Annotated in this window: 21 protein-coding genes; 9 read left to right on the top strand and 12 right to left on the bottom strand. The window is 69.4% G+C overall.

The window, feature by feature from the left end:
• The first annotated feature begins 1 nt into the window (after position 1).
• On the top strand, positions 2 to 628 hold the full coding sequence (locus AC1M14_RS16330; protein ID WP_479730037.1) for a class I SAM-dependent methyltransferase: 627 nt from the start codon (positions 2 to 4) through the stop codon (positions 626 to 628).
• Positions 629 to 813: 185 nt separating this feature from the next.
• Here AC1M14_RS16330 and AC1M14_RS16325 read toward each other — a convergent pair whose 3' ends face one another.
• The 7 genes from AC1M14_RS16325 to AC1M14_RS16295 form a co-directional block, all read right to left on the bottom strand.
• Positions 814 to 1,308: an ureidoglycolate lyase gene (locus AC1M14_RS16325; protein ID WP_479730036.1), complete on the bottom strand. Its 495-nt coding sequence runs from the start codon at positions 1,306 to 1,308 to the stop codon at positions 814 to 816.
• Positions 1,308 to 2,042, bottom strand: coding sequence for an ABC transporter ATP-binding protein (locus AC1M14_RS16320; RefSeq protein ID WP_102771533.1), 735 nt, complete (start codon positions 2,040 to 2,042; stop codon positions 1,308 to 1,310). The genes AC1M14_RS16325 and AC1M14_RS16320 overlap by 1 nt, the downstream gene beginning before the upstream one ends.
• Positions 2,035 to 2,772, bottom strand: coding sequence for an ATP-binding cassette domain-containing protein (locus AC1M14_RS16315; RefSeq protein ID WP_209164859.1), 738 nt, complete (start codon positions 2,770 to 2,772; stop codon positions 2,035 to 2,037). The genes AC1M14_RS16320 and AC1M14_RS16315 overlap by 8 nt, the downstream gene beginning before the upstream one ends.
• Complete coding sequence (locus tag AC1M14_RS16310) at positions 2,772 to 3,740, bottom strand: branched-chain amino acid ABC transporter permease (RefSeq protein WP_479730035.1); 969 nt, start codon at positions 3,738 to 3,740, stop codon at positions 2,772 to 2,774. The genes AC1M14_RS16315 and AC1M14_RS16310 overlap by 1 nt, the downstream gene beginning before the upstream one ends.
• 2 nt (positions 3,741 to 3,742) lie before the next feature.
• Positions 3,743 to 4,633, bottom strand: coding sequence for a branched-chain amino acid ABC transporter permease (locus AC1M14_RS16305; RefSeq protein ID WP_479730034.1), 891 nt, complete (start codon positions 4,631 to 4,633; stop codon positions 3,743 to 3,745).
• Positions 4,634 to 4,716: 83 nt separating this feature from the next.
• A complete protein-coding gene (locus AC1M14_RS16300; RefSeq protein ID WP_479730033.1) occupies positions 4,717 to 5,928 on the bottom strand; it encodes an ABC transporter substrate-binding protein in 1,212 nt (403 codons plus the stop codon).
• A gap of 156 nt (positions 5,929 to 6,084) precedes the next feature.
• The gene (locus tag AC1M14_RS16295; protein ID WP_102771528.1) at positions 6,085 to 7,656 is read right to left on the bottom strand and encodes an amidase; all 1,572 of its coding nucleotides are present in this window, start codon (positions 7,654 to 7,656) and stop codon (positions 6,085 to 6,087) included.
• Between the two features lie 106 nt (positions 7,657 to 7,762).
• Here AC1M14_RS16295 and AC1M14_RS16290 point away from each other — a divergent pair, with 106 nt between their 5' ends.
• Positions 7,763 to 8,452 carry a FadR/GntR family transcriptional regulator gene (locus AC1M14_RS16290; protein WP_102771527.1) on the top strand — a complete coding sequence of 230 codons (690 nt, stop codon included), beginning with the start codon at positions 7,763 to 7,765 and terminating at the stop codon, positions 8,450 to 8,452.
• Positions 8,453 to 8,585: 133 nt separating this feature from the next.
• On the top strand, positions 8,586 to 9,536 hold the full coding sequence (locus AC1M14_RS16285; protein WP_479731812.1) for a Bug family tripartite tricarboxylate transporter substrate binding protein: 951 nt from the start codon (positions 8,586 to 8,588) through the stop codon (positions 9,534 to 9,536).
• Between the two features lie 36 nt (positions 9,537 to 9,572).
• Here the strand turns inward: AC1M14_RS16285 and AC1M14_RS16280 are convergent, their stop codons facing one another.
• Genes AC1M14_RS16280 through AC1M14_RS16270 form a run of 3 tightly spaced genes read right to left on the bottom strand, consistent with a single transcriptional unit; the run spans position 9,573 to position 12,106 of the window.
• A complete protein-coding gene (locus AC1M14_RS16280) occupies positions 9,573 to 10,154 on the bottom strand; it encodes an amino acid synthesis family protein (protein ID WP_102771525.1) in 582 nt (193 codons plus the stop codon).
• Positions 10,155 to 10,186: 32 nt separating this feature from the next.
• Complete coding sequence (locus AC1M14_RS16275; protein WP_246842398.1) at positions 10,187 to 11,155, bottom strand: Bug family tripartite tricarboxylate transporter substrate binding protein; 969 nt, start codon at positions 11,153 to 11,155, stop codon at positions 10,187 to 10,189.
• Positions 11,156 to 11,197: 42 nt separating this feature from the next.
• Positions 11,198 to 12,106, bottom strand: a complete 909-nt coding sequence (locus tag AC1M14_RS16270) for an NAD(P)-dependent oxidoreductase (protein WP_209164862.1) — start codon at positions 12,104 to 12,106, stop codon at positions 11,198 to 11,200.
• A gap of 121 nt (positions 12,107 to 12,227) precedes the next feature.
• On the opposite strand from AC1M14_RS16270, the gene AC1M14_RS16265 reads away from it, so the two are divergent.
• Entirely contained in the window at positions 12,228 to 13,121 is an 894-nt protein-coding gene (locus AC1M14_RS16265) for a LysR family transcriptional regulator (RefSeq protein ID WP_102771523.1), read from the top strand.
• 33 nt (positions 13,122 to 13,154) lie between these two features.
• Here AC1M14_RS16265 and AC1M14_RS16260 read toward each other — a convergent pair whose 3' ends face one another.
• Positions 13,155 to 13,973, bottom strand: a complete 819-nt coding sequence (locus tag AC1M14_RS16260) for an IclR family transcriptional regulator (protein ID WP_111825424.1) — start codon at positions 13,971 to 13,973, stop codon at positions 13,155 to 13,157.
• Positions 13,974 to 14,097: 124 nt separating this feature from the next.
• Between AC1M14_RS16260 and AC1M14_RS16255 the strand changes: the two genes are divergently transcribed.
• Genes AC1M14_RS16255 through AC1M14_RS16245 form a run of 3 tightly spaced genes read left to right on the top strand, consistent with a single transcriptional unit; the run spans position 14,098 to position 18,021 of the window.
• Positions 14,098 to 14,889: an enoyl-CoA hydratase/isomerase family protein gene (locus tag AC1M14_RS16255; protein ID WP_479730032.1), complete on the top strand. Its 792-nt coding sequence runs from the start codon at positions 14,098 to 14,100 to the stop codon at positions 14,887 to 14,889.
• Positions 14,886 to 16,994, top strand: coding sequence for an acetate--CoA ligase family protein (locus AC1M14_RS16250; protein WP_479730031.1), 2,109 nt, complete (start codon positions 14,886 to 14,888; stop codon positions 16,992 to 16,994). Before AC1M14_RS16255 ends, AC1M14_RS16250 begins: the two co-directional genes overlap by 4 nt.
• Positions 16,995 to 17,028: 34 nt before the next feature.
• Entirely contained in the window at positions 17,029 to 18,021 is a 993-nt protein-coding gene (locus AC1M14_RS16245) for a tripartite tricarboxylate transporter substrate binding protein (protein WP_479730030.1), read from the top strand.
• Between the two features lie 57 nt (positions 18,022 to 18,078).
• Here the strand turns inward: AC1M14_RS16245 and AC1M14_RS16240 are convergent, their stop codons facing one another.
• Positions 18,079 to 18,942, bottom strand: a complete 864-nt coding sequence (locus AC1M14_RS16240; protein ID WP_102771518.1) for a pirin family protein — start codon at positions 18,940 to 18,942, stop codon at positions 18,079 to 18,081.
• 258 nt (positions 18,943 to 19,200) lie between these two features.
• Here AC1M14_RS16240 and AC1M14_RS16235 point away from each other — a divergent pair, with 258 nt between their 5' ends.
• Together AC1M14_RS16235 and dsrO are read left to right on the top strand one after the other, a co-directional pair.
• Positions 19,201 to 19,638 (top strand): DNA-deoxyinosine glycosylase, encoded by a 438-nt coding sequence (locus tag AC1M14_RS16235; RefSeq protein WP_479731811.1) that lies wholly within the window; start codon positions 19,201 to 19,203, stop codon positions 19,636 to 19,638.
• A gap of 124 nt (positions 19,639 to 19,762) precedes the next feature.
• Positions 19,763 to 20,530, top strand: a complete 768-nt coding sequence (dsrO, locus tag AC1M14_RS16230) for a sulfate reduction electron transfer complex DsrMKJOP subunit DsrO (protein WP_102771517.1) — start codon at positions 19,763 to 19,765, stop codon at positions 20,528 to 20,530.
• The last annotated feature ends 6 nt before the right edge of the window (positions 20,531 to 20,536 follow it).

The raw sequence follows: 20,536 nt of genomic DNA, 5'->3' as shown, positions 1-20,536 counted from the left end.
CATGAGGCTCGACGCCGAGGACCTGGCCAAGATCAGTGCGCTGACCCTGGCGCACTACCAGGAGAACGCCGAATCGTTCGAGGCCGGCACGCGCGACCACGATGTCAGCCAGAACATCGCCGCGCTGCTGCGCCACATCGAGGGCGCGCCGCCGTGCGACATCCTGGACTTCGGCTGCGGTCCCGGCCGCGACCTCAAGACGTTCACGACGCTGGGCCACCGCGCGGTGGGCCTGGACGGCACGCCGCGCTTCGTCGAGATGGCGCGCCAGGCCAGCGGCTGCGAAGTCTGGCTGCAGGACTTTCTCAAGCTGTCCTTGCCCGCCGGCCGCTTCGACGGCATCTACGCCAATGCGGCGCTGTTCCACGTGCCCGGCCAGGAACTGCCCCGGGTGCTGCGCGAACTGCGCGCCGCGCTCAAGCCGCGCGGGGCGCTGTTCAGCTCCAATCCGCGCGGCGGCAACCAGGAAGGCTGGAACCGCGGGCGCTACGGCGCCTACCACGACCTGGACGGCTGGCGGGGGTTGATGAAAGAGGCCGGATTCGAGGAACTCGAACATTACTATCGGCCGCAGGGTTTGCCGCGGAATCAGCAGCCGTGGCTGGCCAGTGTGTGGCGGCGGGTTTAGGGTGATGGGTTTCGCGCGTTCGATGATTGGGTTCTTGCCCGTGGATTCTCGCGCTGCACCCATCCTACGATGCGATTTCACGGCCGTAGGATGGGTGCAGCGCGAGAGACCCTGACCAAGAACATGAACGCCGAACGCGCGAAACCCATCAGGCGGCGCAAGCCGCCATTCATCCCCACACCCCCTCAAGCAAGCACCACCCAATCCCCCCCCGGCAGCGGCGCCACCTCGCAATCCACCTGCGCGCCCGCGCGCTCCAGCACCGCGAAATCCCCATCCGCCAGCGCCATCAACGGGTGATGCCAGACGCCGCGGCGCAGGGTGACGCCGGCGCCGGGCGCGGCCAGGAAGGCGCGCAAGGTGGCCGGGTCGGGCGCGTCCGCGCCCAGCGCCACCAGCACCACATAGGGCGCGGCGGCCAGGGGCAGGAAGGTCTGGCTGCCCAGGCGGTGGCGTTCCAGTTCGCGCGCGGCGAAGGGCAGGGCGATGGCGCGCGCGCGGAACACCGACAGCGACGGCCGGCCGCCGTCGCCCAGGATGTCGGGCTCGTCCATCTCCACCCGCAGCGAGGTGCCGGCATTGATGCTGCGGCCGCCGCGCCCCGCGCTGCTGACGACTTCGCCATAGGGCGCGAAGACCTCGGCCGTGAGGGGCTGCGCCGTCAAGGTCCGTGTATCCATCAGAAATTGATCCCCAGCCATTCGCGCACCTGCTCGTGCAGGTCGCCGGCGAAATCCTCGGGCGAGCCGGAGGCGGTGATCTCGCCCAGGCTCAGCACGTAGATGTGATTGGACATGGCCACCACGCGGCGCACGTTGTGGTCCACCAGCAGAATCCCCATGCCCGCGTCGGCGAAGGCGCGGATCCACTGGAACACCTCGGCGGCCACGCGCGGGGCCAGGCCGATGCTGGGCTCGTCGATCAGGCAGACCTGCGGCTGCACCATGTAGGCCTTGGCAAATTCCAGCGATTTCTGCTGCCCGCCCGACAGGTTGCCGGCCTGGTCCTTGAGCTTTTCCTTCAGCACCGGAAAGCGCTCCAGCGTGTCGGCGTAGCGCGCCTCCAGCACGTCGCCGTAGCGCTTGCGCCGGCCTTCCAGCGGCAGGCGCAGGTTCTCCTCCACCGTGAGGTAGGGAAACAGGCTGGATTCCTGCGGGATGTACCAGAGCCCGTCGTCGATCATGCGGTGCGGCGCCTGCCCGGAAATATCGCGGCCGGCGCGCGTGACGCGGCCGGACTTGGGCGGCAGAAAGCCGCAGATGGCCTTCATGAGCGTGGACTTGCCGGCGCCGTTCAGCCCGATTAGGCCGCTGATGCGGCCGGCCTGCACGGTCAGAGAAACGCCGCGCAGCACGTCGATGTCGCCGAGGTAGCCGGCGGTCACGTTCTCCATCGCCAGCAGCGTGTCAGCCATGATCGCGCTCCTCGTGTTGTGCTTCGCCGAGGTAGGCCTCGATCACGGCCGGCTCGCGCAGCACCTGCTGGGTCGGGCCGTCGGCCAGCACGCGGCCGGCGTTCATGCAGACCGAGCGCGGGCACAGGTCCACCACCACCGGCATATCGTGGCTGACCAGGATGAAGGTCTGGCCGTCCTGGTTGCGGCGGCGGATGAACGCCGACATGGTTTCCTTCATGACGGGATGCACCGCGGCGAAGGGCTCGTCCAGCAGCGCCACGCGCGGCGGCACCATGAAGCACGCGCCGAACTCCAGCAGCTTTTTCTGGCCGCCCGACAGCTGCCCGGCGTCCAGGTGCATGACGTGGCCGAGCTTCAGCTCCTCCAGCAGTTCCAGCGCGCGCCGGCTGGCGCCGGCCTCGTCCAGGCCCAGCGCCAGCCCGCATACCACCAGGTTGTCGTAGGCGCTCACGCGGTTGAAGACCCGCGTCATCTGGAACATGCGCAGCACGCCCAGCCGGGTCAGGCGGGTCGGCCCCAGGCCCAGCACGCTGCGCCCGTCCAGCCGGACCTCGCCGGCGTCGGCCTCCAGGTGGCCCGACAGCACGTTCAGCAAGGTGGTCTTGCCCGAGCCGTTGGGGCCGATCAGCCCCAGCAGTTCGCCGTCGGCCACGTCCATGCCCGCGCCGTTGACGGCGAGCAGGCCGCCGAAGCGCTTGCGTATTCCGGATATCTGCAACAGCGGCATCAGGCCCCCTTGGCGTTGGCGCAACGGCGCAGCGCGGCCCGGCGCGCCAGGCCCCACAGTCCTTCGCGGAAGAAGCGCGCGAACACGATGACCAGCAGCGCGAACACGATCATCTGGATATTGCCGGCGTCGCGCAGCAGTTCGGAGGCGACGTACACCAGCACCGCGCCCAGCAGCGGGCCGACCAGCGTGCCCATGCCGCCTATCACCACCATGGCGATGACGATGCCGGTTTGCGCCACGATGCCCAGCTCCGGGCTGACCAGCTGCGCGAACGTGCCGTACAGGCCGCCGGCGAAGCCGCAGATCGCGCAGCTCACCAGAAAGGCCAGGGTCTTGTAGCGCACCACGTCTATGCCCCGGCTGGCCGCGCCGATCTCGTCGTCGCGGATCGCCTGCAGGAAACGGCCCGGACGCGCCCGCAGCAGCAGGAACACCAGCAGCGTGACCGCCGCCAGCACGCCCAGGAACAGGTAATAGTTGCCGAGCCGGCTTTGGATCAGCGCCGGCACGTTCAGCCCCTGGTCGCCGCGGGTGAAGTCGATGGAGTTGTAGATCACCAGGCGCGCGATCTCGGCGAACGACAGCGTGGTCAGCGCCAGGTAGGGGCCCGACAGCCGCAGCACGATGCGGCCCAGCACCAGCCCGACCAGCCCCGGCACCACCGCCGACAGCGGCAGCCCCAGCCACAGCGGCGCCTGCCAGTGGTAGGCCAGCAGGCCGGTGGTATAGCCGCCCAGCATGGCGAAGGCCGCCGGCGCCAGCGAGAACTGGCCGGTGTAGCCGGCCAGCAGGTTCCAGCCCGTGGCCAGCATGGCGAAATACATGCTGACGATGAGCACGCCCAGCCAGTACGGCGAGGACACGCCCAGCGGCAGCAGCGCCAGCACCGCCAGGAACACCAGCGACAGGCGCATTTCCTGGCTGAGCTTGTTGCGCAGCAGATTGGGATGAGCCAGCGGTTCCATGTTCAGACCTCCCGCGCGCGTTCGCCGAACAGGCCGCGCGGCCGGAACAGCAGGATCAGGATCAGCAGCGCCAGCCCGAAGGTGTCGCGGTAGTCGTAGGACAGATAGACCGCGCCGAAGCTCTCCAGCACGCCCAGCGCCAGCGCCGCCAGGATGCTGCCGGGAATCGAGCCCATGCCGCCGATCACCACGATGACGTAGGACTTGATGGCGGGGAACGCGCCCACGTCCGGCGCCGGATTGATGACCGGCGCCAGCAGCGCCCCGGCCAGCGCGGCGAGCACGCCCGAGGCCATGAAGATGATGCTGCTGGCGCGCGCGGTGTCGATGCCGGCGATGGAGGCGCCCAGCCGGTTCTGCGCCACCGCCTGGACCTGCCGGCCCCACAGCGAGCGCTTGATGAACAGCGCCAGCCCGACCAGCAGCACGATGGAAAGCCCGGCCGTGATCAGCTTCTGGCCGCTCATCATGAAGGGGCCGACGGCCATGCGCGTCACGTCCGACAGCGCCGGCCCGCGCATGGGGTAGGGGCCCACGACTTTGTCCACCAGATTGATCAGCAGCAGCGACAGGCCGAAGGTGACCACCACCGCGTACTCGTCCTTCATCAGGCCCCAGGAGCCGTAGCCGGCGTAGAGCGGGCGCATCAGCCAGCGTTCGGTGGCCCAGCCCAGCAGCGCGCCGGCGGCCGCGGCCACCGGCAGCGCCAGCAAGGGCGGCACGCCCAGCGCCAGCGACACCAGGGTATAGGTATAGGCGCCGATCATGTAGAACTCGCCGTGGGCGAAGTTCACGACCTTCAGGATACCGAAGATCATGGTCAGGCCGACCGCCATCAGCGCGTAGTACAGGCCGATGATCAGGCCGTTGACGAACAGGTCCAGTGCCAGCACTCGATGCTCCCCGGCGCCGGGGAATTTTCCGGCGCGCATAGCGGTTCAGGAGTGGAGGCGTAAAACGCCTCCACGGGGGGCGGTCATTTTTCCGGTTTGACGGCCTTGTCGATCTGCAGCGGTTGGCCCGAAGCCTGGATCAGCGTGGTCTTGCTCAGCGGCTGTCCGACCTCGGTCAGCTGATAGGTGACGTACGGGATGTCGACCCATTGCTGGAAGCTGTAGCCGGGCTGCTGCGAAAAGCTGAACTTGCCGCGCACGCCTTCGAACTGCATGCCTTGCAGGGTCTTGATGATGGCGGCGCTGTCGGTGGACTTGGCCGCTTCGATGGCGCGGGCGATCAGCAGCACCGAGTCCGCGGCCTGGAAGATCAGGCGGTTGGGTTCGGTCTTGGCCTGCTTCTGGTAGGCGGCGCCCACGTCCAGGCCGAGCTGCGGCATGGGCATCTGCGGGTGGTACAGGCCGAAGGCCAGCATGTACTTGCCGGCTTCCTTCACGTTGTTCCAGAAGTCGGGGTAGTCGGCGATGCCGGCGCCGTCGTAGAACCAGGTGTGGGCGCTGGGCGCCACGCCCTGTTCGTACAGCTGGTTCATGAGGATGTAGGCGGCCGGCGGCAGCATGATGTTGACCACCAGTTCCGGCGGGCTGGCGCGCAGGGGCAGCACGGCGGGCGTGAAGTCCTTGCCGGCGCGGTCCAGCGCCACGTACTTGTATTGCGTCTGGGGCGCGGCCTTCTTGAGGAATTCGCCCAGCAGCTTGGCCTGGCCGATGCCGTAGTCGGTGTTCTCGGCGAAGGCGACCACGCTCTTGACCTTGAGCGCGGCGATGGTGTCGGCCATGGCGCTGGAGACGCGCGTGTTGTAGTTGGCCGGGTTGAATACCTCGGGGTAGCCCTTGGCGCGCACGTCGTCGGACCAGCAGTTGGTATTGACGTAGGGTACCTTGTAGCGGTGGGCCACTTCGATTTCCGCCAGGCAGACCGAGCTCTGGTGGCCGCCGGTCACGGCCACGACCTTGTCGCGGGAGATGAGTTTCTCGGCCGCGGCGCGGCCTTTTTCAGGGATGCCCTGGTTGTCTTCGTAGACGATCTTCAAAGGCCGGCCCAGCACGCCGCCCTTGTCGTTGATCATCTTGGCGATGATCTCGACGCCGTCCTTGACCTGGGTGCCTTGCACCACCGAGCCGGGCGGGGATTGCGCGATGCTGACGCCGATGACGATGGGATCGGCGGCGAGGGCGGAGGAGGAGGCAAGTACGACCGCGGATACGGCTGCGGCGAAGCGAAGCAGTTTCATCGTGGTTTCCTTAGGCGAAGGCGCTGCGGCGGTGCCGGCGTGCGCGCGAAACGCACGGGATCGGCGGTCGGGAACGTCGTTTGTTTTTTAATCCTGTCGGACTGGTCTGACCAGTTAGTGTTTACCAGCATGCGCGGCCGCCCGGCCGCGCCGCGTTCAGGCAGCCAGCAGCGCCTCCACCCGCGCCGCGGCGTTGAGCACGCGCCAGTCGGCGCCGCGCGCGCCCGCGATCTGCAAGCCGATGGGCAGGCCGTTGGCGCCGCTGCCGCAAGGCAGCGTCAGCGCGGGCATGCCGGTCAGGTTGAAGGGCATGGTCAGGCCGGTGACGGCGGTGTGCAGCGGCACCTCCTGGCCGCCGATCTCGACCGCGCCGCCGCCCGAGCGCGGCGGCTCGATGCGCAGGGTGGGCGTGACCAGCACGTCCACCGCCTGCATCGCCTGCTCGAACCTATGCGCCAGCACGGCGCGGCCGCGCTGCGCCCGGGCGTACCAGGTGGCGGGAAAGAACTGGCCGATCTCCAGCCGCACGCGCACGTCGGCGCCCAGGGTCTCGGGCTGGTCGACCAGGCGGCGCCAATGGATGTCGGTGGCTTCGCTGCACAGCGTGGCGAACTGCAGCGCGGCGCTGTGTTCGACGCCGGGCAGGTCGATCGGCACCAGCACCGCGCCGTCGGCCTGCATGCGGGCCAGCGCCTGGTCCACGGCGTGGGCCACGTCCTCGGCCAGCGGCGCGTAGAAGTAATTGCGCGGCACGCCCACGCGCAGCCCGCGCAGCGCGCCGACGCTGACGGTGCGTTCGGCCTGGCCGGCCATGATGGAGTAGGCCAGCGCGGCGTCGGCCACGCTGGCGGCGATCGGGCCGATGTGGTCCAGGCTGGCGCCCAGCGCCTGCGCGCCGTCGCGCGAAATCGCGTCGAAAGTGGGCTTGAATCCGACCACGCCGCAGCACGCGGCCGGGATGCGGATCGAGCCGGCGGTGTCGGTGCCGATGGCCAGGCGCACGATGCCGGCGGCCACCGCCGCGGCCGAGCCGCCGCTGGAGCCGCCCGCCGTGTAGCCGGCCGCCCGCGGGTTGCCGACCCAGCCGTAGTGCGGATTCTCGCTGGTGATGCCGTAGGCCAGTTCGTGCAGGTTGGTGGTGCCCACCACCAGCGCGCCGGCCTCGCGCAGCCGCGCCACGGCCAGCGCGTCGCGCAGCGCGGGCGGAGGCTTGAGCCCGCCGCTGCCGTTGGTCTGCGAGAAGCCGGCCACCTGCATCAGGTCCTTGACCGCGAAGGGCACGCCCATCAGCGGCATGGCGGCGCCTTCCCGCAGCTTGCGCGCCGCGGCGGCGGCCGCGCCATCCAGCGCCGGCGTGTCCGACAGCGTGATGAAGGCGTTCAGGCCGGCCTGCTGGCGGGCCGCGGCCAGCGCGGCCTTGGCCGGTTCGGCCGCGCGCTCGGGCGCGTCGCGCGCTTCGCGTGCAATGGCCGCGATGCCGGGCGCATGGCGCGAGACGGCGATGCCGCGGCCGGCCTGGGCCGCCGGCAGCTTGTCGCCGGGCGCGGCCGGCGGCGGCGCCAGATAGCCCAGCTCGGTCTCCGGGGCCAGCGCGTCCAGCGCCTCCAGTTCCGGCAGGTTGACGCGCAGGCGGTCGAGCCAGGCCTGGCGCCGTTCGCCATAGGGGTAGTCGCCCAGCCGCGCCAGGGCGTCGACGGCGCGCGAGAATCTTTCGTACAGATCGGTCATGTCGTGCTTGTCCTTACCGGTCAGACCAGTTGGGTGTCATAATGCCGAGGCAGGTATGGGCTGTCAACGACGCTACGCGCCGGCCTGCGCACCGAGGGACGCCGCGATGAATACCGTTGAACACATAGCCCAGCAGCTGCAGGCCCGCATCCGCGCCGGCGAATGGGCGGCGGCCGGCAAGCTGCCGGGCCAGCGCCAGCTGGCCGAGTCGCTGGCCGTGAGCCGCGCCTCGCTGCGCGAGGCCATCACCATGCTGGAAGGCCTGGGCCTGCTGCGCAGCGAAGCCGGCCGCGGCGTCTTCATCGCCCGGCCCGGCGAAAAAGGCCTGGGCAGCGCCTACGGGCGCTGGCGCTTCCAGGGGCGCTACGCGCTGCGCGACGTCTACCTGGTGCGCAACCAGCTCGAAGAACTGGCCGCGGGGCTGGCCGCCAGCGTGGTCACCCAGGCCGGGCTGGGCCGCCTGCACGCCACCATCGCGCAGATGGAGCAGGCCGCCGACGCCGGCGACCTGGTCACGATGTCCGAGGGCGACCATGCCTTCCATGCCTGCCTGTTCGAGATCGCCGGCAGCCCCATGCTGCTGGACCTGGCCGAAAGCATCGCCGACGTGGTCGACGGCAGCCGCCAGGTCGCCTTCGCCGACCCGGCCCGCGTGCGCGAGCCGATACGCGAACACGCCGAGATCATCCAGGCGCTGGCCACCGGCTCGCCCGAGGCCGCGCGCCGCGCGATGCGGGCCCATATCTGCAACGTGGCCGACCGCGCCGGGCTGTCGCTGACGATCCCCGGCGCTTGAACCCCCCTTGATACGCAGTCGATATCAGCAGGCAAATTCTTAATATTGGACACGAAGCGCGCCGGCCCTCTAGAGTCAGGTCACAACTAGACCAGATCAGGAGACACAGGTGCGAACCTACAGAAGACAATTGATGGCGGCCGCCATCGGCGGCTGCCTGCTGGCCGCGCTGCCCGCGGCGCACGCCGAGACCTTTCCTTCCCGTCCGCTGAAATTCGTGGTGCCGTTCGGTCCCGGCAGCGGAACCGACACCTCGGCGCGCTATTTCGCGCGCCAGCTGCAGGAGTTGACCGGCCAGCCCGTGGTGGTCGAGAACCGCCCCGGGGCCAACGGCTTCATCGCGGTCAAGAACGTGCTGGCCGCGCCGGCCGACGGCTACACCATCTTCATCGGCAGCAATTCCACGCTGGCCGTGAACGCCGCGCTGTTCAAGCAGCTGCCCTACGACCCGGTGGCCGACTTCTCGCCGCTGACCATGATGATGCGCTCGCCGGCCATGCTGGCCGTCAAGCCGCAGGCGACGTACGCCGACCTGAAAGGCTTGATCGCCTACGCCAAGGCCAATACGGGCAAGGTGAACTTCGGCGCCGGCTCGGCCGGCTACCAGTTGATGGGCGAGCTGCTCAACGACAGCGCCGGCATCCAGGCCGTGCACGTGCCGTTCAAGGGCGCGGCCGACGCCATCACCGCCGTGGCCTCGGGCACGGTGGACTACACCTTCGCCGAAGTGACGGCGGTGCAGGAGCTGGCCAAGGACGGACGGGTCAAGGCCGTCGCCGTGGCGTCGGACAAGCGCGTGTCGACCTCGCCCGACGTGCCGACCGCAAGCGAAGCGGGGCTACCGGGCTTCGAAGCCTATACCTGGGTGGGCGCGATGGTCAGCGCCAAAACGCCGCCCGAGCAGACCGCCAAGCTGGCGGAGCTGTTCACCCAAATCTCGAAAATGGACGAGACCCGGCGCTTCTACGAGCGCCTGGGCGCCACGCCCATGACGGGCGGTCCGCAGCAGATGCGCACCTTCCAGGAAAACGAGATCGCGCTGTGGAAGCGCATCGTCGTCAAGGCGAAGGTGCCGCAGCAGTAAGCGCGCCGGCCACGCCCGCGGGCGTGGCCGCCGGCTTCAGCGCTGGCCGTCGTGCACCTTGACGGCTTCTTTGGTCAGTCCGCCCAGCCGCGAATGCACGCGCCCGCCCGTGCCCATGACCAGCGCGAACAGGATCTCGTTGGCGCGCGGCGCGTCCTGGATGCCGATTTCGATGCTGTTGAAATGGCTGCGCACGTAAGAGGCGTGGATGTAGTGCACCGGCACCATCATGCGGTAGCCGGCCACGGCCACGGCCTTGACCGCCGGGACCATGGCCTTGGGCTCGCCCAGCACGCTGCGCATGGCCCAGCCGCCGGCTTCGTGCCAGACCGCGCCGTGTTCCATTTCGCCGTCCAGGCCCACGATGGCGGCCTTGCTGTAGACCTCGATCCTGTCCTTGCCGCCCAGCGTCTCCACCAGTTCGGTCGCCAGCAGCGTGCCCAGGCTGCGCAGCTCGGCCATGAAGGGCATGAGGTCCGGCTCGTAGCGGCCGGCGTAGGGATTGCGGATGACGGCGCAGGACGCGGCGAGCTTGAGCGGCTGCGCGGGCGGCGGGCCGTTTTCATGGAGCGTGGTCTCGACGATGAGGCAGCGTTTGCGGATATCGATCAGCGACATGGAAGTGTTCCTGGAAAAGTCGAAAGACGGAGTCATTGCGGCGGAATGCCGGTTTCCTTGACGATGGCGGCCCATTTGCCGATTTCGGCGCGCACGAAGCCGCCGAACTCGGCGGGGCTTTGCCGCTTGACGGTCAGGCCCTGGCGCGCGTAGGTCTGCTTCAGTTCCTCGTTGGCCAGCGCCTGGCCCAGCGATTGCGACAGGCGGTCGAGCACCGGCGCGGGCAGGCCGGCCGGGCCCATGAGGCCGAACCACACCGTCAGGTCGAAGCCGGGCGCGCCGGTTTCGTTCAGCGTGGGGATGTCCGGCGCCAGCGCGAAGCGCTCGGGCGTGCTGACGCCGTAGGGCTTGACCTTGCCGGCGCGCGCCTGCTGCAGGCCGTTGGCCAGGTCGGTGAAGGTCAGGTCCACGGTGCCGCCGATGACGTCGGTAAGCGCCTGGGGGCCGCCGCGGTACGGCACCGGCGTGACGTCGATGTTGCCCATGGCCGCCAGCTTGGCGCCGAACACCTGCGCGCTGCCCGAGCCATAGGCATAGGTCAGCTTGCCCGGATGCCGGGCGCCGTAGGCGTACAGGTCGGACACCTTGGTGCCCGGCATGCGCGGCGAACCCACCAGCAGGTAAGGGGTCTCGGCCACCGCGCCGATGGGAGCCAGGTCGGCGGCGGGATCGTAGGGCAGGTCCTTGAACAGGCTCACGCCGCTGGCCGCGGTGGAGACGCCCACCACGACCAGGGTGTAGCCGTCGGGCTTGGCCTTGGCCACGTCGTGCGTGCCGATGATGCCGTTGGCGCCGGGCTTGTTCTCCACCACCACGGGCTGGCCCAGGTCGTCGGCCATGGCCTTGCCCAGGCTGCGGGCCACCACGTCGGTGATGCTGCCGGGCGGAAAGGGCACGACCATGCGGATGGGGCGGTCGGGATAGGCGGCGTGCGCGGCGGCGGCCAGCAGGGCCGCGCCCAGGCCGAGCGCCAGCCCGAGCGCGGCGGCGGATGGTTTCATGTCTGTCTCCTGTGGATGTCGTTATGGTTTGGGCCGGCGCGTTCAGGCCGGCGCGCAAGCGTTCAGGCGTTCCAGGTAGCGATGGATCTCGGTGTTGTCCACGCCGGCCGGCATGGCCTCCAGGGCGCGCTGCCACAGCGCCGTGCACAGCGACAGCTGCGAGGCGGAAACGCCGGCCAGCGCCTGCAGCGAGTCGGCGGTGCGCAGGTCCTTGGCCATCAGCGCCAGCGCGAAGCCGCCGTTGTACGTGCCCGGCACGATGAACTGGCGCAGCTTGGTCTCGGTGGCCACGTTGCGGCCGCTGGAGGCGTTGAGCACTTCGGTGAACACGTCCAGGTCCAGGTCCATGCGGCGCGCGATCGTCAGCGCTTCGCTGGCCGCCAGCAGGCCGGCCGCGTAGACGTAGTTGTTGAGCGCCTTCATGGCGTGGGCCGAGCCCACCTTGCCGGTGTGGATGAGCGAGGCGCCCATGCGCGCGAGCACCGGCCGCACGCGCTCCAGGCCATCGGCGTCGGCGCCTATCATGATGGCCAGCGTGCCGTTGGCGGCCTTGGCCACCGCGCCCGACACCGGCGCGTCGATCAGCGTCACGCCGGCCTCGCGCAGCAGCGGCGCCAGCCGCAGCGTCTCGGCGGGGTTGGACGAACCCATGTCCAGCAGCACCGAACCAGCGCGCATCACGCCGGCCAATCCGTGCTCGCCCTCGATGACGGCGTTGGTCACGGCGCTGTCCGGCAGCATGGTGATGACCACGTCGCAGGCGGCCAGCGCCCGCAGGTCGGCGGCCGGCCGCAGCGTCCTGTTCCAGGCCGGATGCTGCGCCAGGCGTTCCAGCCGCGCGGGGTCGCGGTCATGGGCCAGGATCTCGAAGTTCTCTTCGCCGCGCGCCAGGTTTTCCAGCATGGGCAGGCCCATCATGCCCAGGCCGACGAATCCTATCTTGAGTGTCATGCATTCCCTTTATCGAACCGGCCTGGAAAGTGCCCCAGGCGCTTCCTGGAATGCTAATGAACGCCCGCATTTCCCGGTTATGCTAAGTTCGGCAGGGGATATAACAAACGATTATCGGATCATGCGTTTCAAGCTCAGGCAGATGGAAGTGTTCCGCGCGGTCATGCTGACCGGCTCCATGAACGGGGCGGCCAGGCTGCTGTTCGTGTCGCAGCCGGCCGTCAGCCGCCTCATCGCCCATACCGAACTGAGCCTGGGGCTGCAATTGTTCGAGCGCGACAAGGGCAAACTCACGCCCACCCCCGAGGCCCACCGCCTGTTCCAGGAAGTGGGGCCGCTATTCGAGGAAGCGCTGCGCGTCGACGAGCTGGCGCGCGACCTGGCCGAGCGCCCGCAGGGCGCATTGACGCTGTGCTCCAGCCCCAGCCTGGCGCTGAACTTCGTGCCGCCGGTGATCGCGCAATACCTGGAGCTGTATCCCGGCGTCAGGCTCAAGTTCCACACCACGCTGCTGGCGGACATGGCGCACGAACTGCTGGGGCGCAAGGCCGAGCTGGCGGTGTCGGTGCTGCCCATCGACCATCCCAACCTGGTGGTCGAGCCCCTGGCCACCGGCGAAATGGTCTGCATCCTGCCGCAAGGCCATCCGCTGGCTTCGCAGCCGGCGGTGGGCCTGGCGGAGCTGGCGCGATACCGGCTGATCCTCTACAGCCGCAACATTCCCTTCGGGCAACTGGTGGCGGCCGCGTTCCAGCGCGCCAACGTCAGCTGGAGCGCGGCGGTGGACATCGTGCGCGCGGAACTGGCCTGCGCCCTGGTGCGGGCCGGCGCGGGCGTGGCGATCGTGGACCAGTTCTCGGTCGGCGAGCAGGGCTGGCCGGGCGTGGTGACGCGGCCGCTGCGCGAATCGATTCCGCTGTCGCTGAGCCTGGTGCGCTCGCGCTTCGAGCGTCCCAGCCGGCACGTGCAGCGGTTCGTGCGCCTGATCAAGGAGCACGCGCGCGCCTCGCTCTAGCGTCCTGCCCCGCGCGGGCGATGGCGGGCCGGTTCATCGTCCCGGTTCCTGCGCCTCCAGTTCATGCAGGATCTTGCGCTTCAAGGCCAGCAGCGCCGGGCCGTGCCGCCGTTCGACCCAGGCCTGGGTTTCGTCGGTGATCAGGCTGAGGTTCAAGGCCAGCGTCGCGCCCGCCGGCAGCGCCAGCGGCGTGGACATGGCGACGACGCCCGGCTGCCACGAGGCCAGGCAATAGCCGGCGCTGGCGACCTTGGCGATGGCTTTCCCGATGTCGGCGATGACCGGTTTCCAGGACGCGCTGCGATAGCCGCGCATGATGCCGGCGAGCAAGGCGTCGCGGGCGGCCTCGTCCAGGGTGGCCAGATAGGCCCGTCCCAGCGAAGTCAGCTCGATGGGCACGCGCTGGCCGGCCACGATGGTGCGCAGCGACGCCTTGCGGTTGTAGCGGATGGATTCCAGGTAGACCATCTCGGCGCGGTCGGCGCTGGCCAGGCCGATGTTCACGCGCAGCTTGTTCGAGGCCTCGCGCATCAGCGGCGTGGCCGCCTTGAGCACCGGAGACGCCGCGCGCATCGCATGCCCCAGGCTGAGTACGGGGGCGGCCAGCCGGTAGGCGCGGGCGCGGCGGTCATGCGCCAGGAAGCCGCTGGTGACCAGCGTCTGCGTCAGCCGGCTGACCGTGGCGGCCGACAGTCCGGTGCGTTCGGCCAGCTCGCCGTTGCCCAGCAGATCGGTGCCGGGCTTGAACGCCCGCAGGATTTCCAGACCGCGCTCCAGCGAGCGGTTCTGGCTGACGCCATCGAAGCGCCGGCGCGCCGCGGGCGAAGAATCGGTAAGGGGACGAGCGTTCATGCAATTCCACTTTATGGAAATAGCTGCGTGTATTCGGCAACTGTAGCGCCTACTGTGTCGTCATAGCCAGCGCGGGGTCCGGCAACGGAGCGCGCCGGCCAGACCCCTAAGACGGAGCGTGGAGATGGGCGGGTACGAATACATCGGACTTCAATCGCAGGACGGCGTGGCGACGCTCACGCTGAACCGGCCGGACAAGCGCAACGCGATCAGCGACGCCATGCGCGCCGAACTGATACACGCGCTGGAGGCGGTGGCGCAGGACCGCGCCGTCCGCGCGCTGGTGCTGACCGGCGCGGGCAAGGGCTTCTGCGCCGGCGGCGACATTGCCGGGATGCAGCGCCGCATGGAGGCGCCCGCCGGCGAGGTCGGGTTCAACGGCTGGTCGCGGCAGCAGCGCGTGCATCATGCGGTCAACCTGCTGTTCCGCATGCCCAAGCCGACGATCGCGGCGGTCAATGGCGCGGCCGCGGGGCTGGGCGCGGACACGGCCCTGAGCTGCGATTTCATCGTGGCTTCCGAAGCCGCGACCTTCACCTGGAGCTACATCGCCCGCGGCCTGATTCCCGACGGCGGCGGCATGTATTTCCTGCCTCGCCGCGTGGGCCTGGCGCGCGCCAAGGAACTGATCTATTCCGGCCGCAAGGTGCAGGCCGACGAAGCGCTGCGGCTGGGCATCGCCGACCGGCTCGCGCCCGCGGGCGAGGAGCTGGGCGCCGCCCAGGCCTGGGCCGCCGAACTCGCGCGGGGCTCGGCCACCGCGCTGGCATTGAGCAAGTCCATCCTGGACCAGAGTTCCGAATTGACGGCCGACCAGGTCTTCGCCATGGGCAGCCAGGCGCAGGGCATTTGCTACACCAGCGCCGAGCACTGCGAGTCGGTGGCCGCGTTCCTGGCCGCGAGGCAGTCCAAATGAGCGCGCTGGAGAAACTGCTGCGTCCGCGCAGCGTGGCGGTGGTGGGCGCTTCGGCCGATCCCGCCAAGACCTCGGGCCGGCCGGTGGCGTACCTGCGCAAGCACGGTTTCCAGGGAGCCATCTACCCCGTGAATCCCAAAGCGTCCGAGATCGACGGGCTGGCCTGCTATCCGGACGTGCGTTCGCTGCCGCAGGCGCCGGACGTGGCCATCGTGCTGCTGGGCGCCGATCGCACGCAGCAGGCCGTGCGCGAGCTGGCCGATATCGGCGCGGGCGCGGCCATCGTGCTGGCCAGCGGCTATTCGGAAACCGGCGAGGCGGGCGCGCGCCGCCAGCGCGAGCTGCGCGAGGCGGCGGGCGCCATGCGCATACTCGGGCCGAACACGATCGGCCTGGTCAACCTGACCGACCGCATCGTGCTGTCAGCCAGCGGCGCATTGGAGATGGACGGCCTGGTCAGCGGCGGCATCGGCCTGGTGTCGCAAAGCGGCGGCATCCTGGGCGCGCTGCTGTCGCGGGCCACGGCGCGCGGCATCGGGTTTTCCAAGCTGATTTCCACCAGCAACGAGGTCGACCTGGACCTGGCGGATTTCGTCGACGCGCTGGCCGACGACCCCGCGACCCGCGTGATCGCGCTCTACGTCGAGAGCATCCGCAATCCCCGGACGTTCCGCGCGGCGGCGCGCAAGGCCGCCCGCGCGGGCAAGCCCGTGGTGGCGTTCAAGATCGGCCGCTCCGACTCGGGCGCGCAGGCCGCGGCCTCGCACACGGGCGCGCTGGCCGGCGCCGACGCCATGTACGACGCGCTGTTCGAAGAAACCGGCATCATCCGCGCGCAGACGTTTTCCGATCTGCTGGATATTCCCCTGGCCCTGGCCAGCGGACGTCCGCTGGGCGGGCGCCGGGTCGCCATCCTGACCTCGACCGGCGGGGCGGGCACCCTGGTGGCCGACAGCCTGGGCGTGGCGGGCTTCGCGCTGCCCGCGCCCGATGCGCGCTGCGGCGCGGCCCTGCGGGCGCTGCAGACCGGCGACCATGCGGCGCTGGACCGCAATCCCATCGACGTGACGCTGGCGGGCCTGCAGCCCGAACTGCTGCGCGGCGCCATCCGCATCGTGCTGGAGAGCGACCAGTACGACGCGATGGTGGTCATCGTGGGTTCGTCCGGCGTGGCCCGGCCCGAACTGATGGCCGGCGCGCTGAAGGACACGCTGGCGCTTTCGGACAAGCCGCTGCTGGCCTACATCAGCCCGCACGCGCCGCAGGCTGCCGAGACGCTGGGCCGCTACGGCATCCCGGCCTTCCATACGCCCGAGAGCGTCAGCGCCGCCTTGTCGGCCATGTGGCAGGCGCGCCCGCGCGGCCTGCCGGCGCAGGCCGAAGCTGTCGCGCCGGCGCCGCGCGCTCCGGTGGACTGCCCCGGGCAGGGACAGCTGGACGAAGCCCAGGCCAAGGCGCTGTTCGCCCGCTTCGGGATTCCGGGCGTCCGGGAAATCGTGGTGCATACCGAGGAACAGGCCGCCGAGGCGGCGCGGCAGCTCGGGCCCCGCGTCGTGTTGAAGCTGCTGTCCAGCGAGATCACGCACAAGAGCGACGTGGGCGGCGTGGCGGTCGGCGTGCCGGCCGAACACGTGGCGGCCCGCCTGCGGCGGATGGCCGATGACGTGCAGCGGCATACGGGCCGCCGGCCCGACGCCTTCCTGGTCCAGGAGATGGTGACCGGGGCCGCCGAAGTGATCGTCGGGCTGCACAAGGACCCGCTGGGCGCGGCGATTCTGCTGGGCATGGGCGGCGTCGTCGCCGAACTGATCCGCGACACCACGCTGCTGTTGCTGCCTGAAGACGGCGCGGCGCTGACGCCCGCGCAGGTCGAGGCGGCCTTGCGGCGCCTGAAGACCTGGCCCTTGCTGGACGGCTATCGCGGCCGCGAACGGGCCGACGTGCCGGCCCTGGTCGAGGCCGTGCTGGCCTTTGCCCGCATGGCGCATGCATTGCAGGACCGGCTGGCCGAGGCGGAGATCAATCCGCTGTTCGTCAGGCGCATGGGGCAGGGCGTATGCGCGGCCGACGGCGTCGCGGTGCTGGACCATCCCCGTGCGCCTTGAGCGTACGGGCGTTAAAAAACACGAGGAGACGATAATGAACTTCAGCAGCATATCGACGCGATGCGTCCGGGCCCTGGCCGCCGCGGCGGCGGCGGCGGGCGTTCTGGCGGCGGCGCCGGCGCAGGCCGCTTTTCCGGAACGGCCGCTGCGCATCGTGGTGCCGTTCACGCCGGGCGGCGGCACCGACATCGTCGCGCGCCAGTTGGCCAAGGGACTGACCGATGAACTGGGGCAGTCCGTCATCGTCGAGAACCGGCCCGGCGGCAGCACCATCATCGGCACCGAAAACGTGGCCAAAAGCCCGGCGGACGGCTACACCATGCTGATGGCGACCTTCGCCCACGCCGTGAATCCGGCCATGCAGAAAAAGCTGCCCTACGACACGGACCAGGCCTTCGCGGCGGTGGCGATGATAGGCAAATCGCCCAACGTCCTGGTCGTGTCCGCCAAGTCCCGCTTCAACAGCGTGCGGGACATCCTGGCCTATGCCCGCGCCAATCCGGGCAAGCTGACGTTCGGCTCCTATGGCAACGGCACCTCCGCGCACCTCGCGGGCGAGCTGTTCAAGAGCCTGGGCAAGGCCGACATCCTGCATGTGCCGTACAAGGGATCGGGACCCGCCATCAACGATCTGATCGGCGGCCAGATCGACATGATCTTCTCGACCTCGGCCAGCGTCAGCGGCCAGGTCAAGAACCGGCAATTGCGCACGCTGGCGGTGACGACCAAGAACCGTTCGCCCGCCTATCCGGGCGTGCCGACCGTGGCCGAGTCCGGCGAGCCGGACTACTTCGTCGACAGCTGGTATGGCGTGTTCGTGCCCCAGGGCACGCCCAGGCCCGTCATCGACCGCCTCAACGCCGCGATCAAGAAGGTCTCGACGGACCAGGCGTTCCAGGCGGCGCTGGAATTGGAAGGACTGGCCGCCCAGGTCGGAACGCCCGAGGAGCTGGACGCGTACGTGAAGCAGGAGGAAGCGCGCTGGACCAGGATCGTGGAGCAGGCGGGAATCGCCGAGCAGCCCTAGGCGCGCCGGCCCGGCGGAAAACCCGTTGCGGGGCCGGCCGCCGCCGGCCCCGCCGCTTCAATGCATCTGGCCGTAACGCCCGGCGTTGAAGTCCTGGATGGCCTCGACGATCTCGGCCTGGGAGTTCATCACGAAGGGGCCGTAGCCGACCACCGGCTCGTCGATGGGCTCGCCGCTCAGGATCAGGAACACCGCATCGTTGTTGGCCTCGATGCTGATGTCCTCGCCGTCCTGCGAGAACAGCGCCAGCTGCGCGTCGCGGGCGACGGTTTCGCCGTTGACCAGCACCGTGCCGCGCAGCATCACCAGCATGCTGTTGCGGCCGGCGGCGATCGGGAAGGTCGCCGACTTGCCGGCGCTCATGCGCACGTCCCACACGTCCATGGGCGTGAAGGTGCGCGCCGGCCCCGCGTGGCCCGCGTAGTCGCCCGCGATCACGCGCAGCGTGCCCGCGCCGTCCGGCAGCGCCACCGCCGGGATGTCGGCGTCGAGGATGCTCTGGTAGCCCGCCGGGGCCTTCTTGTCCTTGGCCGGCAGGTTGACCCACAGCTGCACCATTTCCAGTTCTCCGCCCTTGCGGGTGAATTCATGGGAATGGAATTCCTCGTGCAGAATGCCCGAGGCGGCGGTCATCCATTGCACGTCGCCGGGACCGATGACGCCGCCCTTGCCGGTGGAATCGCGGTGCTCGACTTCGCCGCTGTAGACGATGGTCACGGTTTCGAAGCCGCGATGCGGATGCTGGCCCACGCCGCGCGGCTGGTCGGCCGGCTCGAAGCGGGCCGGGCCGGCGTAATCCAGCAGCAGGAACGGGCTGGTGTTCTTGCCCTTGTCGCTATAGGAGAACATAGAGCGCACCGGGAAGCCGTCGCCCACCCAGTGGGGACGGGGGCTGGCATGCAAACCGAGGATCTTCTTCATGGTCGTATTTCCTGTTGCGCGGCCCCATCGGGGCCGTTCGTCATGTTTATGAAGATAAGGGCGCAAGGCCGCTGGCGGTAGTCCCTGCCATTGATAAGCACTGTTCCATAAGCTGAACGATGGCGCGGGATTTTGCCGTTGGCGTATTCTGTGGCCATGCAACATTCCACAGACCCGGCCCGGGCAGGGCATGACGACCGGGTGCAGGGCTTCGCGCCGGTGGCGCGCGCCGATGCGCGCGTCCTGGTGCTGGGCTCCATGCCCGGCGTGGCCTCGCTCAGGCAGGCCCGCTATTACGCGCATCCGCGCAACGCCTTCTGGCCCATCGCGGCCCGCGTTTTCGGCTTCGATCCGGCGCTGGACTACGCGGCCCGGCTGGCCGCGCTGCAGGCGGGCGGAGTCGCCTTATGGGACGTGCTGCAAGCCTGCGAACGCCCGGGCAGCCTGGACGCCGACATCCGCGCCGATACGCTGGTGGCCAACGATTTCGCCGCATTCTTGGAACGGCACCCGGGCATCGCGCGGGTCTGCTTCAACGGCGCCAAGGCCGCCGCGCTGTACCGGCGCCACGTCCTGCCGGGCCTGGACGCCGGGCTGGAATACGTCGCGCTGCCCTCGACCAGCCCGGCCCACGCCGCGGCCTCGTTCGAGCAGAAACTGGCCGCCTGGAGCAGGGCGCTCAGGCCGGCGGACTGACCCGGCGAAGCATTCTGGGGACGGATTCGCGATTAATCCGTCCCCCGTTGATTCATATCAAGCCTCTATATAACCCCGAGTGATAAGTTTATTCACGTAACACTTATGCGCTTGGAGAATCCGTATGCATCCCCCCGCCAGCCCCCCGGAAACGCCTTTGCCGGGTAAACGTGGCTTCCTCAAAGGACTACTCGGGCTGGGGGCGGCGGCGACCGTCATTCCCATCCATGCCGAGGCCGCCGGCCTCAACGGGCAGCCGCCGCGCCGCCCCGGCATGGCGGGCAAGCGCTACGGCATGGTGGTGGACATGCGCAAATGCATCGGCTGCCAATCCTGTACGGTCAGCTGTTCCATGGAGAACCTGCCCCCCATCGGCCAGTTCCGCACCACCGTTCTGCAATACGAGGTCAAGCCCGACGACGGCCCGGCCGCGATGGTGATGCTGCCGCGCCTGTGCAACCACTGCGACAACCCGCCCTGCGTGCCGGTCTGTCCGGTGCAGGCCACGTTCCAGCGCGAGGACGGCATCGTGCTGGTCGACAACGAGCGCTGCGTCGGCTGCGCGTATTGCGTGCAGGCCTGTCCTTACGACGCCCGCTTCATCAACCACGAAACCCAGACCGCGGACAAGTGCACGTTCTGCGAGCACCGGCTGGAGGCCGGCCTGCTGCCGGCCTGCGTGGAAAGCTGCGTGGGCGGCGCCCGCGTGATCGGCGACCTGAACGATCCGGATAGCGCGATTTCGCGGCTGCTGGCCGAGCACAAGGACGAGGTCAAGGTGCTCAAGCCCGAGATGAAGACCGATCCCCACGTCTATTACATCGGCCTGCCCGATGCGTTCGTCCACCAGGTCGACGGCCAGGCCGGCGTGCGGCTGGCCGGCGCCCATTGAAGGGGA

Source organism: Achromobacter sp. SX5 (assembly GCF_056711425.1).
This window is presented reverse-complemented; position numbering and strand designations above follow the sequence as displayed.

Excerpts from the sequence above, each read along its gene's own strand:
- AC1M14_RS16240 (WP_102771518.1), bottom strand. The coding sequence starts at position 18,942 with ATGAAGAAGATCCTCGGTTTGCATGCCAGCCCCCGTCCCCACTGGGTG.
- AC1M14_RS16245 (WP_479730030.1), top strand. The coding sequence starts at position 17,029 with ATGAACTTCAGCAGCATATCGACGCGATGCGTCCGGGCCCTGGCCGCC.
- AC1M14_RS16315 (WP_209164859.1), bottom strand. The coding sequence starts at position 2,772 with ATGCCGCTGTTGCAGATATCCGGAATACGCAAGCGCTTCGGCGGCCTG.
- AC1M14_RS16260 (WP_111825424.1), bottom strand. The coding sequence starts at position 13,973 with ATGAACGCTCGTCCCCTTACCGATTCTTCGCCCGCGGCGCGCCGGCGC.
- AC1M14_RS16255 (WP_479730032.1), top strand. The coding sequence starts at position 14,098 with ATGGGCGGGTACGAATACATCGGACTTCAATCGCAGGACGGCGTGGCG.
- AC1M14_RS16250 (WP_479730031.1), top strand. The coding sequence starts at position 14,886 with ATGAGCGCGCTGGAGAAACTGCTGCGTCCGCGCAGCGTGGCGGTGGTG.
- AC1M14_RS16280 (WP_102771525.1), bottom strand. The coding sequence starts at position 10,154 with ATGTCGCTGATCGATATCCGCAAACGCTGCCTCATCGTCGAGACCACG.
- dsrO (WP_102771517.1), top strand. The coding sequence starts at position 19,763 with ATGCATCCCCCCGCCAGCCCCCCGGAAACGCCTTTGCCGGGTAAACGT.
- AC1M14_RS16290 (WP_102771527.1), top strand. The coding sequence starts at position 7,763 with ATGAATACCGTTGAACACATAGCCCAGCAGCTGCAGGCCCGCATCCGC.
- AC1M14_RS16295 (WP_102771528.1), bottom strand. The coding sequence starts at position 7,656 with ATGACCGATCTGTACGAAAGATTCTCGCGCGCCGTCGACGCCCTGGCG.
- AC1M14_RS16300 (WP_479730033.1), bottom strand. The coding sequence starts at position 5,928 with ATGAAACTGCTTCGCTTCGCCGCAGCCGTATCCGCGGTCGTACTTGCC.
- AC1M14_RS16310 (WP_479730035.1), bottom strand. The coding sequence starts at position 3,740 with ATGGAACCGCTGGCTCATCCCAATCTGCTGCGCAACAAGCTCAGCCAG.
- AC1M14_RS16270 (WP_209164862.1), bottom strand. The coding sequence starts at position 12,106 with ATGACACTCAAGATAGGATTCGTCGGCCTGGGCATGATGGGCCTGCCC.
- AC1M14_RS16265 (WP_102771523.1), top strand. The coding sequence starts at position 12,228 with ATGCGTTTCAAGCTCAGGCAGATGGAAGTGTTCCGCGCGGTCATGCTG.
- AC1M14_RS16235 (WP_479731811.1), top strand. The coding sequence starts at position 19,201 with ATGCCCGGCGTGGCCTCGCTCAGGCAGGCCCGCTATTACGCGCATCCG.
- AC1M14_RS16325 (WP_479730036.1), bottom strand. The coding sequence starts at position 1,308 with ATGGATACACGGACCTTGACGGCGCAGCCCCTCACGGCCGAGGTCTTC.
- AC1M14_RS16285 (WP_479731812.1), top strand. The coding sequence starts at position 8,586 with ATGGCGGCCGCCATCGGCGGCTGCCTGCTGGCCGCGCTGCCCGCGGCG.
- AC1M14_RS16275 (WP_246842398.1), bottom strand. The coding sequence starts at position 11,155 with ATGAAACCATCCGCCGCCGCGCTCGGGCTGGCGCTCGGCCTGGGCGCG.
- AC1M14_RS16320 (WP_102771533.1), bottom strand. The coding sequence starts at position 2,042 with ATGGCTGACACGCTGCTGGCGATGGAGAACGTGACCGCCGGCTACCTC.
- AC1M14_RS16330 (WP_479730037.1), top strand. The coding sequence starts at position 2 with ATGAGGCTCGACGCCGAGGACCTGGCCAAGATCAGTGCGCTGACCCTG.